This is a genomic window from Ottowia sp. SB7-C50 (genome assembly GCF_033110285.1).
Classification (GTDB): domain Bacteria; phylum Pseudomonadota; class Gammaproteobacteria; order Burkholderiales; family Burkholderiaceae_C; genus Ottowia.
Genome location: NZ_CP136995.1, coordinates 964854 through 981395, shown reverse-complemented (window position 1 = coordinate 981395; position 16542 = coordinate 964854). Strand labels below are relative to the sequence as shown.

Annotated in this window: 19 protein-coding genes and 1 pseudogene; 5 read left to right on the top strand and 15 right to left on the bottom strand. The window is 68.5% G+C overall.

Features of this window, described 5'->3' with window-relative positions; translation table 11 throughout:
* Nucleotides 1-47 precede the first annotated feature (47 nt).
* The 5 genes from R0D99_RS04730 to R0D99_RS04710 form a co-directional block, all read right to left on the bottom strand.
* The gene (locus R0D99_RS04730) at nt 48-665 is read right to left on the bottom strand and encodes an SCO family protein (protein ID WP_317750230.1); all 618 of its coding nucleotides are present in this window, start codon (nt 663-665) and stop codon (nt 48-50) included.
* A gap of 111 nt (nt 666-776) precedes the next feature.
* Complete coding sequence (gene cyoE, locus R0D99_RS04725) at nt 777-1682, bottom strand: heme o synthase (RefSeq protein WP_317750229.1); 906 nt, start codon at nt 1680-1682, stop codon at nt 777-779.
* A complete protein-coding gene (locus R0D99_RS04720) occupies nt 1679-2872 on the bottom strand; it encodes a COX15/CtaA family protein (RefSeq protein WP_317750228.1) in 1194 nt (397 codons plus the stop codon). Before R0D99_RS04720 ends, cyoE begins: the two co-directional genes overlap by 4 nt.
* Before the next feature lie 7 nt (nt 2873-2879).
* A complete protein-coding gene (locus R0D99_RS04715) occupies nt 2880-3596 on the bottom strand; it encodes a hypothetical protein (RefSeq protein ID WP_317750227.1) in 717 nt (238 codons plus the stop codon).
* Nucleotides 3559-4314 (bottom strand): SURF1 family protein, encoded by a 756-nt coding sequence (locus tag R0D99_RS04710; protein ID WP_317750226.1) that lies wholly within the window; start codon nt 4312-4314, stop codon nt 3559-3561. Before R0D99_RS04710 ends, R0D99_RS04715 begins: the two co-directional genes overlap by 38 nt.
* Before the next feature lie 89 nt (nt 4315-4403).
* On the opposite strand from R0D99_RS04710, the gene R0D99_RS04705 reads away from it, so the two are divergent.
* Complete coding sequence (locus R0D99_RS04705) at nt 4404-4637, top strand: twin transmembrane helix small protein (protein ID WP_317750225.1); 234 nt, start codon at nt 4404-4406, stop codon at nt 4635-4637.
* 81 nt (nt 4638-4718) lie between these two features.
* Here the strand turns inward: R0D99_RS04705 and R0D99_RS04700 are convergent, their stop codons facing one another.
* The 8 genes from R0D99_RS04700 to R0D99_RS04665 all read right to left on the bottom strand — a co-directional run bounded on the left by R0D99_RS04700 (nt 4719) and on the right by R0D99_RS04665 (nt 11513).
* The gene (locus R0D99_RS04700; RefSeq protein WP_317750224.1) at nt 4719-5600 is read right to left on the bottom strand and encodes a cytochrome c oxidase subunit 3; all 882 of its coding nucleotides are present in this window, start codon (nt 5598-5600) and stop codon (nt 4719-4721) included.
* Between the two features lie 80 nt (nt 5601-5680).
* Nucleotides 5681-5920, bottom strand: a complete 240-nt coding sequence (locus tag R0D99_RS04695) for a DUF2970 domain-containing protein (RefSeq protein ID WP_317750223.1) — start codon at nt 5918-5920, stop codon at nt 5681-5683.
* Entirely contained in the window at nt 5917-6531 is a 615-nt protein-coding gene (locus R0D99_RS04690) for a cytochrome c oxidase assembly protein (RefSeq protein ID WP_317750222.1), read from the bottom strand. Before R0D99_RS04690 ends, R0D99_RS04695 begins: the two co-directional genes overlap by 4 nt.
* A gap of 16 nt (nt 6532-6547) precedes the next feature.
* Nucleotides 6548-6670, bottom strand: a complete 123-nt coding sequence (locus tag R0D99_RS04685; protein ID WP_416365969.1) for a cytochrome oxidase small assembly protein — start codon at nt 6668-6670, stop codon at nt 6548-6550.
* An 11-nt stretch (nt 6671-6681) separates the two neighbouring features.
* On the bottom strand, nt 6682-8313 hold the full coding sequence (gene ctaD, locus R0D99_RS04680) for a cytochrome c oxidase subunit I (protein WP_317750221.1): 1632 nt from the start codon (nt 8311-8313) through the stop codon (nt 6682-6684).
* A gap of 46 nt (nt 8314-8359) precedes the next feature.
* Nucleotides 8360-9958: a cytochrome c oxidase subunit II gene (gene coxB, locus R0D99_RS04675; protein WP_317751001.1), complete on the bottom strand. Its 1599-nt coding sequence runs from the start codon at nt 9956-9958 to the stop codon at nt 8360-8362.
* Between the two features lie 45 nt (nt 9959-10003).
* The gene (locus R0D99_RS04670) at nt 10004-10501 is read right to left on the bottom strand and encodes a DUF2244 domain-containing protein (RefSeq protein WP_317750220.1); all 498 of its coding nucleotides are present in this window, start codon (nt 10499-10501) and stop codon (nt 10004-10006) included.
* 88 nt (nt 10502-10589) lie between these two features.
* Nucleotides 10590-11513 (bottom strand): biotin synthase, encoded by a 924-nt coding sequence (locus R0D99_RS04665; RefSeq protein ID WP_317750218.1) that lies wholly within the window; start codon nt 11511-11513, stop codon nt 10590-10592.
* 40 nt (nt 11514-11553) lie between these two features.
* On the opposite strand from R0D99_RS04665, the gene R0D99_RS04660 reads away from it, so the two are divergent.
* The gene (locus R0D99_RS04660) at nt 11554-12297 is read left to right on the top strand and encodes a ComF family protein (protein WP_317750217.1); all 744 of its coding nucleotides are present in this window, start codon (nt 11554-11556) and stop codon (nt 12295-12297) included.
* A gap of 9 nt (nt 12298-12306) precedes the next feature.
* Nucleotides 12307-12774 carry a tRNA (uridine(34)/cytosine(34)/5-carboxymethylaminomethyluridine(34)-2'-O)-methyltransferase TrmL gene (trmL, locus tag R0D99_RS04655; protein WP_317750216.1) on the top strand — a complete coding sequence of 156 codons (468 nt, stop codon included), beginning with the start codon at nt 12307-12309 and terminating at the stop codon, nt 12772-12774.
* Between the two features lie 9 nt (nt 12775-12783).
* Here trmL and R0D99_RS04650 read toward each other — a convergent pair whose 3' ends face one another.
* On the bottom strand, nt 12784-13236 hold the full coding sequence (locus R0D99_RS04650; RefSeq protein ID WP_317750215.1) for a MaoC family dehydratase: 453 nt from the start codon (nt 13234-13236) through the stop codon (nt 12784-12786).
* A 67-nt stretch (nt 13237-13303) separates the two neighbouring features.
* On the bottom strand, nt 13304-13927 hold the full coding sequence (locus tag R0D99_RS04645) for a ParA family protein (protein ID WP_317750214.1): 624 nt from the start codon (nt 13925-13927) through the stop codon (nt 13304-13306).
* A 152-nt stretch (nt 13928-14079) separates the two neighbouring features.
* Here R0D99_RS04645 and R0D99_RS04640 point away from each other — a divergent pair, with 152 nt between their 5' ends.
* Together R0D99_RS04640 and kefC are read left to right on the top strand one after the other, a co-directional pair.
* Nucleotides 14080-14625: an NAD(P)H-dependent oxidoreductase gene (locus tag R0D99_RS04640; RefSeq protein ID WP_317750213.1), complete on the top strand. Its 546-nt coding sequence runs from the start codon at nt 14080-14082 to the stop codon at nt 14623-14625.
* Between the two features lie 25 nt (nt 14626-14650).
* Nucleotides 14651-16538: pseudogene (gene kefC / locus R0D99_RS04635) on the top strand (glutathione-regulated potassium-efflux system protein KefC).
* Nucleotides 16539-16542 lie beyond the last annotated feature (4 nt).

Genomic DNA, 16542 nt, shown 5'->3' with positions numbered 1-16542 from the left:
GGAGGCCCATTTGAACGGACGTGCGGGCGCGCAGCGCCCGCCCGCCATCAAACGCCCTTGAGCAGCAACCTGACGTCGTCCGCCATCGCCTCGGCCCCGCTGCCGTAGCGACTGTACAGGCGCAGGCGGCCCTGCGGGTCGTAGACAAAGCTGGCGGCGGTGTGGTCCATGGTGTAGCTGGTGGGGGTCTTGCCGTCGACCTTTTTGTAGTACACCTTGAAGTCCTTGGCCAGCTGCGCCAGCGCGTCGGGCGAGGCGGCGTACAGGCCCAGAAAGCCGGGGTCGAAGCTGGCCATGTAGGCCTTCAGCACCTCGGGCGTGTCGCGCTCGGGGTCGACGCTGACGAACAGCACCTGCAACTTGTCGCCGTCGGCGCCCAGCAGTTGCTTGACCTGCACCATCTCGCTCATGGTGGTGGGGCAGACGTCGGGGCATTGCGTGTAGCCGAAGAAGACCACCACCACCTTGCCCTTGAAGTCGGCCAGGCTGCGCGGCCGGCCATCGAAGTCGGTCAGCTGAAAGCCCTGCGCGTAGTCGGCGCCGGTGATGTCGATGCCACGAAACTGCGGCTTGTCGGGCTGGCATGCACTTAAAAGGGCTCCAGCGCTTGCCAGACCAGCGGCGGCAGCTATGGTTTTAAGAGTATTTCGGCGATCTGGGTTCATCAGGTTCGAAGGGCCGCACAGCAGGCCATATCAGCCAAGGCCGTGGAACGGGCTTGGCCCGGCCGCTGGCGTTGTCCCCTTGGGGGAAGGCGCGAAGCGGCCTAGGGGGGGTCATATCAAATAATGATCGACCAGCAGCGCCGCAAACAGCAGCGACAGGTGGATCAGTGAAAAACGGAAGGTCTTGCGCGCCTGCTGGTCTGAATAGTGCCGCCACAGCTTGAAGGCGTGCCAGATGAAACCTGCGTTGAGCACCACGGCCGCCACCAGGTACAGCCAGCCGCTCAGCCGGTAGATGAAGGGCAGCAGGCAGGCCGCCAGCAGGATGAAGGTGTAGAGCAGGATCTGCAGGCGCGTGAACTCATTGCCGTGCGTCACCGGCAACATGGGCAGGCCGCTCTTGCGGTAGTCCTCGACGCGGTACAGCGCCAGCGCCCAGAAGTGCGGCGGCGTCCACAGGAAGATGATGAGGAACAGGATCAGCGGCTCGGGCCCGACCATGTCGGTCATGGCGGTCCAGCCCAGCACCGGCGGCATGGCGCCGCTGGCGCCGCCGATGACGATGTTCTGCGGCGTCAGCGGCTTGAGGATGACGGTGTAGATGACCGCATAGCCGACGAAGGTGGCAAACGTCAGCCACATGGTGAGCGGGTTGACCCACATGTACAGAATGGCCGAGCCGATGGCGCACAGCACCACCGAGAACGCCAGCGCCTGCCGGTCGCTCAGCTCGCCGCGCGCGGTGGGGCGCCACGCGGTGCGCTTCATCTTGGCGTCGATGGTTTTTTCGATCAGGCAGTTGAAGGCCGCCGCCGCGCCGGCCACCAGCCAGATGCCGGCGCACGCAATGGCCATGCGCGCCAGCGCCGCGCCATTGGGCAGGCCGGGCACGGCCAGCACCATGCCGATGAGGGCGCAGAACACGATCAGCTGCACCACGCGCGGCTTGGTCAGCACGTAGTACTGGCGCCAGACGGGCATCACAGGCAAGGCGGTGGCGGGCGCGCTGGTACTCATGCTTTCAGACCCCCAGCGCTTGCCGGTAGTGCGTTGGCAGCTATGGTTTTTGCGTTTTCCTCGGCCGCCGCCCGACTGGCGCACAGCGCCCAGGACAGCACGGTCATCAGGGCGGCCGCGCCGCCGGTGTGCAGCACGGCGGCCAGCAGCGGCCAGTCGAGCACCACGTTGGACAGGCCGGTGACGAGTTGCAGCGCTGCCAGTGCGACCAACCAGCGCCGCTGCGGCGCCAGCCGGTCGGCCCGCTGCAACTGCCACGCCAGCACGCCCAGCGCCACGAACACGGCGTACGCGGCCAGGCGGTGCGTGTAGTGAATGGCGGTGAGCGCATGAAATTCCAGCTGCGAGCCGTCGGCCGACCGGCCCAGCGGGCGCCACAGCTCGAAGCCCTGCGCAAAATCCATCTCGGGCCACCAGCTGCCCTGGCACGTGGGGAAGGTGTTGCACACCAGCACGGCGTAGTTGGTGCTGACCCAGCCGCCCAGCGCGATCTGCATGGCGACCATCGCCGTGGTCACCCACAGCAGCCCGCGCAGGCCGGCGCCCAGCGACTCCTGCGCTGCGCCGGCCGATTGGCGGTAGCTTTCGGCCTGCACCGCCAGCAGCACCAGCAGCCCCACGCCGCCCAGCAGGTGCAGCGTGACGATGGCGGGAAACAGTTTCATGGTCACCGTCAGCGCGCCAAACGCGCCCTGGGCACACACCCACAGCAGCGTGACGCTGGGCCACGCCGGGTGCACGATGAAGCCGCGCGGGCCGCTGCCGGCGCGCTGGCGCCGCCACAGCACCCACGTGGCCACGGCCAGCACGACGATCAGCACGCCGACGCCAGTGGCCAGGTAGCGGTGAATCATCTCGACCCAGGCCTTGCCGTGCGTCACCGGGCCGGTCGGCATGGCGGCCTGCGCGGCGGCGATGTGGTCGCGCGCGCCGACCGGGCTGGCCTTGCCGTAGCAACCCGGCCAGTCGGGGCAGCCCAGGCCGGAATCGGTGAGCCGCGTGAAGGCGCCGAACAGAACCAGGTCGAAGGTGAGAAACAGCGTGAGCAGCGTCAGCGCCTGCAGGCGGCGCGCGGGGCCGGCGCCAGGGTGGCGCAGCCACAGCCAGGCCAGCGGGCCGGCGGCCACCACCAGGCCCATGCCCATCAGGCGCAGCGCGGGGCTCAGGTCGTACAGCGAGGTCGCGTCCATCGTCGTCTCAGCGGCCCGGCTGGTCCCAGCTGGCCGATGCGCGCAGCAGGCGTTCCAGGTCGCGCTTGGCCTTGGCGGCGGTGGATTTGTCGAGGTTGGCCGGAAAGCGCATCATCCAGTGGCCCATCGGGTCGACCACGTACAGATGCTCGCTCAGCCGGTGCCCGGCGGCGGGCGCCAGCCAGCGCTCCAGCGCCGGCGCCGGCACGCGCGCGACGGTGGCCTGGCTCAGCGCCGGGCGCAGCGCATCGGCAATGCGGGTGTCGTCGCTGACCAGCCAGACCCAGTCGAGGCGGTCTTTTTCGCGGCCCAGGCCTTCGCGCAGCTGCCGCTGCAGGTACAGGTTGTTCTGGCACGCGGCGTCGCAGTCGCCGCCCGCCACGCTGACCAGCAGCCACTGGCCCTTGAGCGAGGTCAGATCGAAAGGCTGGCCGTTGAGGTTGGTCGCCGCGGCGGCAGGAATCTCGCGCTGCGGCTCGATCAGTTCGCCAAAGCTGCGCCGGCTGTCGGGCCGCACGACGTAGTAGAGGAAATACGACGCGATGACAGGCGCCGCACAGACGGCCGCCAGCAGCAGCATCTGCCAGCGACCGGCGCGCGTGCGGCGCGCACCCGCCTCGCCCGATTCGCCCGGCGTGGGCAGGGTGTGCACCGTCAGCCCGAGCGGCTCGTCGCGGTGGACGGCATCAGGCGAGGCGGCGGGAGCGGTAGAAAGGTCTGACAACTTGAAACCACAAAAAAAGCAGGCCGATCAACGTGCACAGCCCGAACCACTGGAAGGCGTAGCCGTAGTGCTTGTCGACGCCGGAGGCGGCCTCGGGCCAGTCGCGCCGCAGCCCTTCGCTGGGCGGCCCGGTCTGCAGCACCATCACGCTGGCCAGCGGCAGGCCGGTTTCGGCGCGAAAGGCTTCCAGGTCGAGATTCTGCCGGATCGGCCCGGCCGAGTCCGTGCCCAGCTGATAGACCCTCGACGGGTGTTCGGCGATGCGGCCGTTGACCTGCACCGGGCCGGCGGGCGTGTCGACCGGCGGCAGCGATTCGCGCTGGCGCTGATGGCGTGGCGCCCAGCCGCGCTGCACCAGCAGCACGGTGTCGCTGCCCGCCAGGCGCAGCGGCGTGACGACGAAGAAACCCGCCTGCCCCTGCATCGGCCGGTTGTCGAGAAACACGGTGCGATCGGGCAGCCATTCGCCACGCAACGTGATGCTGCGGTGCAGGAGGCCGTCCTTCTGCGCCGGTGTCAACGGGCGCGCCAGCGTGGCACCGTCCAGCGCGGGCTGCTGCTGGCGCGCCGTGATGGCGGCCTGCAGTGCCTCCTTCTCGGCCCCGCGCGACAACTGCCAGCGGCCCAGCGAAGACGTGATGGCGACGCCGGCCAGCGTGGCGGCCAGCAGCAGCCAGAAGCGCCACCCGAAGCGGGTGCGCGATGACGGCTCAGCCATGCGCGGTCCTTGCGCACCGGGCGACGAAAACGGTGGGATGCGCGGCGGCGCGGCGAATCGCGGCACGCGGCGGCCGCATAATTCGCGCCATGAAACAAGCGCTGGTCGCACTCGCGTTTTTTGGCATTCTGGGCAGCCTGGCCTCGGCGCTGTTTTTCATGCTCAAGCACGGCAAGCCGGGCGACAAGCCCGACGCACAGCGCGCCACGCACATGATGCGGGCGCTGGCGATGCGGGTGGGTTTGTCGGTGCTGCTGTTCATCTGCATTCTGCTGGCCTGGTGGCTGGGGTGGATCCAGCCGACCGGCATCACCACCGGCTGATCGCGTCAATCGACCCCAAGCCGCCATTCAAGCAAAAAGAGCGCCGCACGGCGCTCTTTTTGCGAGGGCCGGCGGACCGGCTTACATCCAGTACACCAGGATGTACAGGCCCAGCCACACCACGTCGACGAAGTGCCAGTACCACGCGGCGCCTTCGAAGCCGAAGTGGCGCTCGGGCGTGAAGTGGCCCTTCATCAGGCGCAGCGTGATGAACAGCAGCATCAGCATGCCCACCAGCACGTGGAAGCCGTGGAAGCCCGTCAGCATGTAGAAGGTGGACCCGTACACGCCGGAGCTGAGCTTGAGGTTCAGGTCGCTGTAGGCGTGGGCGTATTCGTAGCCCTGCACGAACAGGAAGGTGGCGCCCAGAATCACCGTGATCCACATGAAGGTGATGCAGCGGCTGCGGGCATTGGCCAGCAGGGCGTGGTGGGCGATGGTGAGCGTGACGCCCGAGGTCAGCAGCAGCGCGGTGTTGATGGTGGGCAGCCAGAACGGGCCCATGGTCTGGAAGGGCTCCACGATGCCGGCAGGCGATGCGGTGGCGCCGGCGGCGACGCTCGGCCAGACGGCCTTGAAGTCGGGCCACAGCAGCGCGTTTTCGAGGCTGCCGAGCGCCGGCACCGAGTGCGCGCGCGCCCACCACAGCGCGGTGAAGAACGCGCCGAAGAACATCACCTCGGAGAAGATGAACCAGCTCATGCTCCAGCGATAGGACAGGTCGATCCGGCGGCTGTAAAGGCCGCCCTCGCTTTCGCGGATGGCGTCGCCGAACCACTGGTAGAGCACGAACAGCCACCAGACCAGCCCAAGGAAGAACACGTAGGGCGCCCACGCGGCGCCGTTGACCCACAGCCCCGCGCCGACGATCATCATGAACAGGCCGATGGCGGCCATCACCGGATGGCGCGATTCGGCCGGAACGTAGTAGTACGGCGTGTGGCCGTGTGCGGTGGCTGACATCTTCACTTCACTCCTATGCTCTTGAATTCGTAGCTCTCAACGCTTGTATCACAAGGGCGCTTGCCCTATATTTCTAACGACTACCCCGCCGGCGCGGCGCCGGACACCACCCAGTTGACGATGCCCAGCAGCAACAGTATCAGCAGGACGGCGCCCACCAACCCCGCCACGATGACATGGAAGGGGTTGACCTGCGCCAGGTCGCGCTGGTATTCGCTGCCCTTGCGCACGCCCAGAAAGCCCCAGGCCACCATGCGCAGCGTACGCCAGAACGACCGCTTGGCGGCCGGCGCAGCGGGGTGGTTCGGCTGCTGCGTCATGCGCCTGCCCCCGAACGCACGAAGGCTGCGGCGCTGGCCTCGGGCGGCGCCGGTGTCTTGCCGCCAACTTCGAAGAAGGTGTAGGACAAGGTGATGGTGGTCACGTCCTTGGGAATGCGCGGGTCGATGACGAAAGCCACCGGCCATTCCTTTTTCTCGCCCGGCTCCAGCGTGTACTGGTTGAAGCAGAAGCATTCGAGCTTGTTGAAATGCGGCGTGGCCTGCGGCGGCGCATAGCTGGGAATGGCCTGTGCGGCCATGCGGCGGTCCTGCACGTTCTGAAACTCGTACATCACCGTGGCCAGTTCGCCCGGGTGCACCTGCAGCGTGCGCAGCGCCGGCTTGAAGTGCCAGGGCCCGCGCGCATTGGCGTCAAACTCGACGGTGATCGTCCGCGTCTTGTCGACCTGGCTGTTGCGCAGCACCTGCGCCGCCTTCCCGGCCTTGCCGTTGCCCGGAACCTGCCGCTCGGAAAGCGAAAGAATGTTGATGCCCGTGGCTTCGCAGATCGCGCGATAGAGCGGGATCATGGCGTAGCCGAAGGCAAACATGCCCGCGGCCACCACGGCCAGCTTGCCCAGAATCCGGAGGTTTTCGCTGCGCAACCCCATGGCCACCGGCTTCCCGTCAGCGCCCCAGGACCACCATGCGCACGATGAAGCCGATGAAGAACACCAGCGCCACCGTGCCCAGGATCAGCCCCAGGCGCACGTTGCGCCTGCGTTGCTCGTCGGACATCGCGGTCGACATTTACAGCCTGCTCAGCCCACCACGCGCGTGGCGGTGGCGTCCAGCTTCGGCGGGTTTTCAAAGGTGTGGAAGGGCGCGGGCGACGGCACTTCCCACTCCAGGCCCTCGGCACCTTCCCAGGGGCGCTGCGGCGCCTTCTGGCCCTGGCCGCGCATCATGGGCAGCACGATGGCCAGGAAGAAGTACACCTGTGCAAAGCCGAACAGGAACGCGCCGATCGAGGCCACCATGTTGAAATCGGTGAACTGCATCGGATAGTCGGCATAGCGGCGCGGCATGCCGGCCAGGCCCAGGAAGTGCATCGGGAAGAAGGTCAGGTTGAACGACAGCATCGACCACCAGAAGTGGACCTTGCCGCGCGTTTCGTTGTACATGACGCCGGTCCACTTGGGCGCCCAGTAGTAGAAGCCGGAATACATCGCGAACAGCGACCCGGCCACCAGCACGTAGTGGAAGTGCGCAATAATGTAGTAGGTGTCCTGGATCTGCGTGTCGATCGGTGCGACGGCGGGGATCAGACCCGTGAAGCCGCCGATGGTGAACACGAAGATGAAGCCGACTGCGAACAGCATCGGTGTCTCGAACGTCATCGAACCGCGCCACATGGTGGCCACCCAGTTGAAGATCTTCACGGCCGTGGGCACGGCGATCAGCATGGTCGCGTACATGAAGAACAGCTGTCCCGTGACCGGCATGCCGGTGGTGAACATGTGGTGCGCCCACACGATGAACGACAGGATGGCGATGGCCGCCACGGCATACACCATGGAGGCGTAGCCGAACAGCTTCTTGCGGGCGAAGGCCGGCACCACCTGGCTGACGATGCCGAAGGCCGGCAGGATCATGATGTAGACCTCGGGGTGGCCGAAGAACCAGAAGATGTGCTGGTACATCACCGGGTCGCCGCCGCCGGCGGGGTTGAAGAAGCTGGTGCCGAAGTGGCGGTCGGTCAGCGTCATGGTGATGGCGCCGGCCAGCACGGGCATCACGGCGATCAGCAGGTAGGCGGTGATCAGCCAGGTCCAGCAGAACATGGGCATCTTCATCAGCGTCATGCCGGGCGCGCGCATGTTCAGGATGGTGACGATGATGTTGATCGCACCCATGATGGAGCTGGCGCCCATGATGTGCATCGCGAAGATGCTGGTGTCCATCGACATGCCCATCTGCAGCGTCAGCGGGGCGTACAGCGTCCAGCCGGCAGCGGGCGCGCCACCGGGCATGAAGAACGATCCCACCAGCATGATGCCGGCCGGGATCAGCAGCCAGAAGCTGAAGTTGTTCATGCGCGCGAACGCCATGTCGCTGGCGCCGATCTGCAGCGGGATCATCCAGTTGGCGAAGCCCACGAACGCCGGCATGATCGCGCCGAACACCATGATCAGCCCGTGCATGGTGGTGAGCTGGTTGAACAGCTCGGGGTTGACCACCTGCAGGCCGGGCTGGAACAGCTCGGCGCGGATCAGCAGCGCCAGCACGCCGCCGATCATCAGCATCGTGAACGAGAACAGCAGGTACAGCGTACCGATGTCCTTGTGGTTGGTGGCGAAGACCCAACGCCGCCAGCCGCTGGGGGCGTGGTGGTGGTCATCGTGCCCGTGGTCGTGGTGGCCAGCGTGGGAGGTAGGAAGAACGGCGCTCATGGAGGACTCTCCGGGAAAACTCTGAAATTCGGTCTGGCGGTGGCGATCAGCTGGCGGCGGCGATGTCGACGCGGCGGGCTTCACGGTCCGGACCCTGGCCGGCGGTGATGGTCTGGGGCTTGCGTAGGTCGATGCGCTCGGCGGCGATGCCGGCCGCCTGCAGGGCGCCCTGCACGGCCTGCGCGCGCTGTTTGGCCAGTTCGGCGTTCTGGTCGGCGTTGCCGGTCGAGTCGACGAAGCCGGACAGTGCGACCTTGACGTCCGGATGCGCCTTCAGATACTCAGCCGCGGCCTTCAGCGTGGCGTTGGCCTCGGCGTCCAGCGCGGTCTGGCCGCTGGCGAAGAAGACCTGGAACGGCATGCCGGCCGCGGGCGCGGCGGCCGTGGCCGATGCCGCGGGTGCAGGTGCAGCCGCCGGTGCGGGCGCTGCAGCAGCAGGCGCTGCTGCCGAGCCGCCGGCGGGGAACTGGCCCGCGCGCGCGGCCTTGAACTCGGCCGGCTGGATCATCTTGCCGGTCTTGTTCGTCCAGTGGTTCTTGGTGTACGTGGCGACCGCCGCCAGCTCGACGTCGGACAGTTGCTTCCACGCCGGCATGGCGCCGTTGTTGCGGCCTTCCAGCAGCACGTGCATCTGGTCGGCCAGCGGGCCGAGCACGATCGGGCTGCCGTCCAGCGCCTTGATGGCGCCGCCGCCCTTGCCGCTTTCGAGGTGGCAGGCTGCGCAGTTGGCCGCGTAGACCTTCTCACCGCGCGCGACCAGCTCGGGCAGCGTCCAGACCTTGTTGGGGTCGTCGGCCAGCGCGGCCTGGCGCTTTTTCTGCTGCTCGACCCAGGCCGTGTATTCGGCGGCGGGCAGCACCTTCACGTGGATCGGCATGTAGGCGTGTTCCTTGCCGCACAGCTCGGCGCACTGGCCGTAGAAGTCGCCCGTCTGCTCGGCGCGGAACCACGTGTCGCGCACGAAGCCGGGAATGGCGTCCTGCTTGACGCCGAAGGCCGGCACCATCCAGGCGTGGATCACGTCGTTGGCGGTGGTGATGATGCGCACCTTCTTGCCGACCGGCACGACCAGCGGGTTGTCGACGCGCAGCAGGTAGTCGTCACCCGCCGGCTTGCCGGCGTTGGACAGCGCGCGCTGCGACGAATCCAGCGTGGACAGGAAGCCGATGCCGGCGCCTTCGCCGTTCAGGTAGTCGTAACCCCACTTCCACTGGTAGCCGGTGGCCTTGATGGTGAGGTCGGCGTTGGTGGTGTCTTTCTGCGCGACCACCACCTTGGTGGCGGGCAGCGCCATGCCGATGACGATGAGGAAGGGCACGATGGTCCAGGCCACTTCGACCGCCACCGATTCGTGGAAGGTGGCCGCCTTGGCGCCCTGCGACTTGCGGTGCTTCCAGATCGAATAGAACATCACCGAGAACACGACGACGAACACCACCGTGCAGATGATGAGCATCATCCAGTGCAGCCAGTGCTGCGCCTCGGCGATCTTGGTGACCGGCGGCGGCAGGTTGAGCTGGCGCACCGCGGGGCCGCCCGGCAGATCCTTGACCTGGGCATGCGCGCTGCCTACCGCCAGCCATGCCCCGCCCCATGCGGCCATCCGCGCCGGCGTGCCGGCCAGCCTGTTTGCAATGCTCTTCATCGTGCCCACGTCGTTTGCTGCTTCAACCATTGAATTCACTTCCGATCAGCGCAGCGGGCCATGACCCGCGGCCTGCAAGGCCCTGCGCAGCTCCCCGGCCACCACCGGCCGAAATTCCGGCCGCACGTGCCGCCCCACGTCCACCCGCCGACCATGCGCCACGACCTCGATCAGGCCATGCGCGTCGACCGGCGGCGCAACACGGACATGCGCGCAACCGAACTCCATCTTCTCCCGCCTGCCGGCGATCTCCCTCACCACGGTCAAGCGCCCGTCCTGCAGCGAAACCGTTTCGCCGTCGGCGGCGTGCCGCGCGTAGACCAGAAACGCCGCGCCCACCGCCAGCAACTCCAGCCCCGCGAAACCCAGCACCAGCCGGGCACCGATCACCCAGAATCCGATGCCCACCGCCAGCGACACGAAGCACAGCCCCGCATACACCAGACACAGCTGGCGCGGCGTGACGCTGCAGTTGCGACGAAGGTGCCACGCCAGCGCCTGCCCGCTGACGCGAGCCAACCGATAAGGCGAGGGTTCCTGCAAGGCGACTTGTCTCCGCACCACCGCCGGAAAACCAACCCGGCGCAAGTGGCGGCAGTGTACTCCAGTCACCGGGGCACTTTGACAAAACTCAAACAGAGGGCAAGTTCTTATTGCGCTGTCGCAACGACGCTTTCAGGTCGTCCAGCGCGATCGCCGTTTCGCCCTTGACGGCATGGCGTGGCGGTGCCTTCATGGCGTGCCCATAGATGACCTCAAAGGTCAGCGCCAAGGGGGCGTCTGCCCCGCCGGTGCGCAACTGTGCGTCCAGCGCGGCGTCCAGGCGCTCGCGCCAGGCCGGCGTGCGCAGCCCCGCGAAGCGCCCGGGGTGCAGGTTGCGGCCCAGTTCGCGCAGTTCCTGCAGCAGTCGCGCAGGCGACGCAAAGGTCAGCGTAATGTGTTCCATGTCTATCACCGGCTCCGAAAAGCCGGCCGCGACCAGCTGGTCGCCCCAGTCGTGCAGGTCGGTGAAGTCCTGTGCGGGCGGCGGCCAGCCGTGTTGGGCGTACAGCGGGCGCAGTTCCTTCAGCGTGTCCGGCCCCAGCGCCGAAAACATCACGAAGCCATCCACCGCCAGCGCGCGGTGCCAGTCGGCCATCAGCGCTGTCGGGTCGGCGTGCTGGTGAATCAGCATGTTGGCCCACACCATCTGCACCGACGCGGGCGGCGGCTGCGCCACGTCGGTCACGCGGGCGGGCGTGCGCCGCAGGCGCTGCCACCAGCCTTTTGCTTCTTTTTTTATAGCTTCATGCCCAATACCAGTATGCGGTAGCACACGAAAGCATTCGGCATCCGGGTAATGCGCCGCCACCTGATCGTGGCCTTGCAGGCCGCCACGCACCGGCTCCCAGTCGGCCCAGCGCTGCACCGGCACGCGAATCACCGCCAGCCGCTCGGCCATGCGCCGCGCCACTTCCTCGTGCAGCCAGGGCGATGCCGTACGCGTCCGCGTGGCCCAGCGTTGCGCCGCCACCGGGTCGATGGTGGGCGGTCGGTCGGTGGCAGGCGCGGACATGGCGGGCAGTATATTGACCGCGCTGCCCTCACCTTGCCCGATGCGCCTGTTCACGCACCTGCTGCCCCGCCATGACGGCCGACCGGCCGCGCGCGCGGGGGGCTGGCCCAGCCAGTGCCTGGTCTGCCACGCCTGGCCGGCCGAGCGGCTGTGCCGCGCGTGCGTTGCGCGCTTCATGCCCGCCGTGGCCCGCTGCCGCACCTGCGCCCTGCCCGTGGCGCACGGCGTGGCGGTGTGCGGCGCCTGCCTGCGCAAGCCGCCGCCGATGGCGCTGTGCCTGGCCGCGCTGGACTATGCGGGGCCCTGGTCGATGTGTATCGGCCGCTGGAAGTTCGACGGCGACGTCGGCCTGACGCGCCCGCTGGCGGCGCTGCTGTGGGCCGCACCGGGCGTGCCGGCGGCGCTGGACGCGGTCGATCTGGTGCTGCCGATGCCGCTGTCACCGCAACGCCTGGCCGAGCGCGGCCACAACCCGGCGCTGCTGCTGGCGCGGCGCCTGGCGCCCGGCCGCGTGCAGGCCGGGCTGCTGCTGCGCACACGGCATACGCCGCCGCAGCGCAGCCTGCCGCGCGCCGAGCGGCTGAAGAACGTGCGGGGCGCGTTCCAGGTCGATCCGCTGCGGGTCGCCGAACTGGCGGGCCGCCGCGTGGCGCTGGTCGACGACGTGATGACCACCGGCGCCAGCGTGCGCGAGGCCGCGTCCGCGCTGCAGTCCGCCGGCGCCGCCGACGTCACCGTGCTGGTGCTGGCGCGCACCGACGAAGCGCGGCATGGCGCGACATAAAGTACGGGCATGTTCCACATCGTCTTGGTCGAGCCCGAGATTCCGCCCAACACCGGCAACGTGATTCGCCTGGCGGCCAACACGGGCTGCACGCTGCACCTGATCGAGCCGCTGGGATTTTCGATGGACGACAAGCTGCTGCGCCGCGCGGGGCTGGACTACCACGAGTACGCCCCGGTGCGCCGCCATGCCGGTTGGGAAGCCTTCATCGCCGACGCGCGGCCCGACGCCTCCCGGCTGTTCGCGCTGACCACGCGCGGCACGCGGCAAGTGCACGACGTGGCGTTCGCGCCCGGTGACTGGCTGCTGTTTGGCGCCGAAACGCGCGGTTTGCCGCCCACGGTGCGCGAATCCATCGCCCCGGCGCAACAGCTGCGCCTGCCCATGCGCGCCGGCCAGCGCAGCCTCAACCTGTCCAACACCGTCGCAGTGACGGTGTTCGAGGCCTGGCGGCAGAACGGCTTCGGCGGGGCGTAGCGCCCGCGCTCAGACGTAATAGCGCGACAGCGGCTCGGCCACGCACACCGGCTTGTCGGCGCCTTCGCGCTCTATGGTGCATTGCCAGGCGATCTGCATGCCGCCTTCGATCGGCTCGGTGCCCAGCAGGTGCACGCGCACGCGCAGGCGGCTGCCGGCAGGCACGGGCGACATGAAGCGCACCTTGTTCAGGCCGTAGTTGATGCCCATGCGCACGCCCTTGACCTTGACCGAGCGGTCGAAGAAGCCGGCCAGCATCGACAGCGTCAGGTAACCGTGCGCGATGGTGGTGCCGAAGGGCCCGGCCTTGGCGCGCTCGACATCGACGTGAATCCACTGATGGTCGCCCGTGGCGTCGGCAAACTGGTCGATGTGCTGCTGCGTCACGGTGTACCAGTCGGTCACGGTGACTTCCTGGCCTGCGCAGGCGGCCAGCTCGGCGAGGGTTTCGAAGGTTTTCATGCGCTGCAATCTACCCGCAGCGCGGGCACGCCGCTGTCCGGCGCGTGACTGGCGGCCCGGTGGCGCCTCAGGCGGGCGTGTCGAGCCAGTCGCGGATGCCCTGCCACTGTTCCAGGTCGCGCGCCACGCGGCCGGGCGCAATGTCGAAGATCGTCAGCCCGCGCGCCGCCAGGTACACGTAGTTCTGCGTCGGCCGCAGCATGCCCAGCACCGGCAGGCCCAGCCCTTCGGTGAACTGGCGCAGCTGGTCGGCCGCGATGGTGCGTTCGTCCACCCGCACGCCCACCAGGCCGATGTCGCGCTGGCTGGCGCCCTTGGCGTCGACCAGCTGGTCGATGAATTCGCGCGTGGCGTAGATGTCGAAGATGCTGGGCTGCAGCGGCACCAGCACCTTGTCGGCGATGCGCAGCACCTCGCGCAGCTTGCCGCCGTGCAGGCCGGCCGGCGTGTCCAGCACCACGTGCGTCGTGCCCTTGGGCGGGCGCACGATGAAGTCGCGCTGCACGTCCCACGACGTGATGGGCCGTGCGGCGGGCGGGCGCAGGCCCAGCCACAGGCGCGACGACTGCTGGCGGTCGACGTCGCCCAGCATCACGGCGTGGCCCTGGCTGGCCCAATAGCCCGCGACGTTGGTGGACAGCGTGGATTTGCCCACGCCGCCCTTGGGATTGGCGACAACCAGCACCGGCATCGGGCGCCCTCCTCGTCAGTTTCGGTTGCAGAAATTACGGTAATGTTAGGCCATGCCCGATCTGCCCAGCACGCCGCCGCCCGCGCCCGGCGCCGCCATCTACGTCGTCGCGGCGCACCCCCCACTGGAGCACATCGCGCGTCAACGGCACCGTGCTGGACGCGGTGCGCGGCCAACCGGGCGTGCTCGTCAACGACCTGTACGCCAGCTACCCTGACTACGACATCGACGTCGAGCGCGAACAGGCCCGGCTGGCCGCCGCGCGGCTGGTGGTGCTGCAGTTTCCGGTGCACTGGTATGCGGTGCCACCGCTGCTCAAGCTGTGGCTGGACGACGTGCTGACGCTGGGCTGGGCCTACGGCCGCGCAGGCGTGGCGCTGCGGGGCAAGGACCTGTGGGTGGTGGCCAGCACCGGCGGCCCGCAGGAGGCGTATGCGCCGGGCGGCTACAACCGCCACCCCATCGACGACTACCTGCTGCCGCTGCACCAGGTGGCGCGCCTGTGCGGCATGCGCTGGCTGCCGCCGCTGGTGCTGCACGGCGCCAACGGCGTCACGCAGGACCGCATTGCCCAGCACGCCACGCAAGTGGCTGAACACCTGCGCACCTGGCCGTCGTGGGCCATGGCAGCGGCCGTCGACCGCGCCGAGATTCCTGCGTCCGACAGGCCGGCAGCGCAAGCCCAGACTGCGCAATAAGCTACAACAACAATAGCATTTCATCATGGAACACCTCCCCGGCTGGCTGAGCGCGAGCCTGATCTTCCTGGCCGCTGCCGTGGCCGCCGTGCCGCTGTCCAAGGCACTCGGGCTGGGCGCCATCATTGGCTACCTGGCGGCCGGCATCGTCATCGGGCCGTGGGGCGTGGGCCTCGTCAGCGACGTGCAGACCATCCTGCACTTTGCCGAATTCGGCGTGGTGCTGATGCTGTTCCTGGTCGGGCTGGAGCTGGAACCCAGCCGCCTCTGGAAGCTGCGCGGCCCCATCTTCGGCTGGGGCAGTGCGCAGGTGCTGGGCTGCGCCGCCTTGCTGGCCGGCGCCGCCCTGCTGGCCGGCGTGCCGTGGCGCGTGGCCGTGGTGGCGGCGCTGGGGCTGGCGCTGTCGTCCACGGCCATCGCGATGCAGGTGATGGGCGAGCGCAACCTGCTGCGCACGCCCAGCGGCGAGGCGGGTTTTGCCATCCTGCTGTTTCAGGACGTGGCGGCCATCCCCATCCTGGCGCTGGTGCCGCTGCTGGGCGTGCCCGACGCCGCCGCGCACAGCGGCCTGCCGGTGTGGCTGGAGGCGCTGAAGATCGTCGGCGTCATCGCCGCCATCGTGCTGGGCGGCCGCTTGCTGCTGCGCCCCGCCCTGCGCTGGATCGCCCGCAGCGACACGCCGGAGATCTTCACCGCCGCCGCGCTGCTGCTGGTGGTGGCCATCGCGGCGCTGATGCAGGTGGTGGGGCTTTCGATGGCGCTGGGCGCTTTCCTGGCCGGTGTGCTGCTATCAGAAAGCGAGTACCGGCGCGAGCTGGAAACCGACATCGAACCTTTCAAGGGTCTGCTGCTGGGCCTGTTCTTCATCGCCGTCGGCATGAGCATCGACTTTGGCGTACTGCTGAAAAACCCCGGCTTGATCGCGCTGGTCGTGGTCGCCTTCATGGCGCTGAAGGCGGTGGCGATCTGGCTCGTCGCGCGATGGATGGGCCTGCCGCCGGCCGAACGCCCGGTGTTCACGCTGCTGCTGGCGCAGGGGGGGTGAATTCGCCTTCGTCGTCTTCCAGGCCGCCACCGGCGCGCGCGTGTTCAGTGCCGACACGGCGTCGCTGCTGATCGGTGCGGTGGCGCTGTCGATGCTGCTGTCGCCGCTGGTGCTGATCGCCATCGACCGGCTGGTGCTGCCGCGCTACGCCCGGCTGGGCGTGAAGACGGCCGAGGAAATCTCCGAGCCGCAGGACGCGCCGGTCATCATCGCCGGCTTCGGGCGCTACGGGCAGATCGTGGCGCGCGTGCTGGCCGCGCAGGGCGTGCGCACCACCATCCTCGACCACGACGTCGACATCCTGGAAGCCGCGCGCACCCTGGGCAGCCAGGTGTTCTATGGCGACGCCACGCGGCTCGACCTGCTGCGCATCGCCGGCGCCGACAGCGCGCGCCTGCTGGTGGTGGCCATCGACGACGTCGAACAATCGCTGGCGCTGGTCGACCTGGCGCGCGAGCATTTTCCGCAGCTGGAAGTGGTGGCGCGGGCGCGCGACATGATCCACTGGTACCAGCTGCGCGAACGCGGCGTGCTGCGCGTGCAGCGCGAGCTGTTCGAATCCAGCCTGATGAGCGCGCGCAGCGTGCTGGAGGCGCTGGGCTACCCCGCCGCCGAGGCGCGCCGCGCCGCCATGGGCTTCAGGCGCCACAACCTGTCGCTGGCCGAGCGCCTGCGCCCGCTGCAGAAAGACCGCGCCAAGCTGGTCGCCACCATCCAGGCCGGCCGCGCGCAGTTCGAAGAGCAGATGGCGCAGGAGCGCGCCGACCGCGCGTCGCTGCGCCAGGCGGCCGAGACCGGCACGCTGGCCAGCTGGAGCCGGCAGGCCGATGCGCTCGAGCCCGCAACGCCGAGATCCGCACCTCATTGATGGC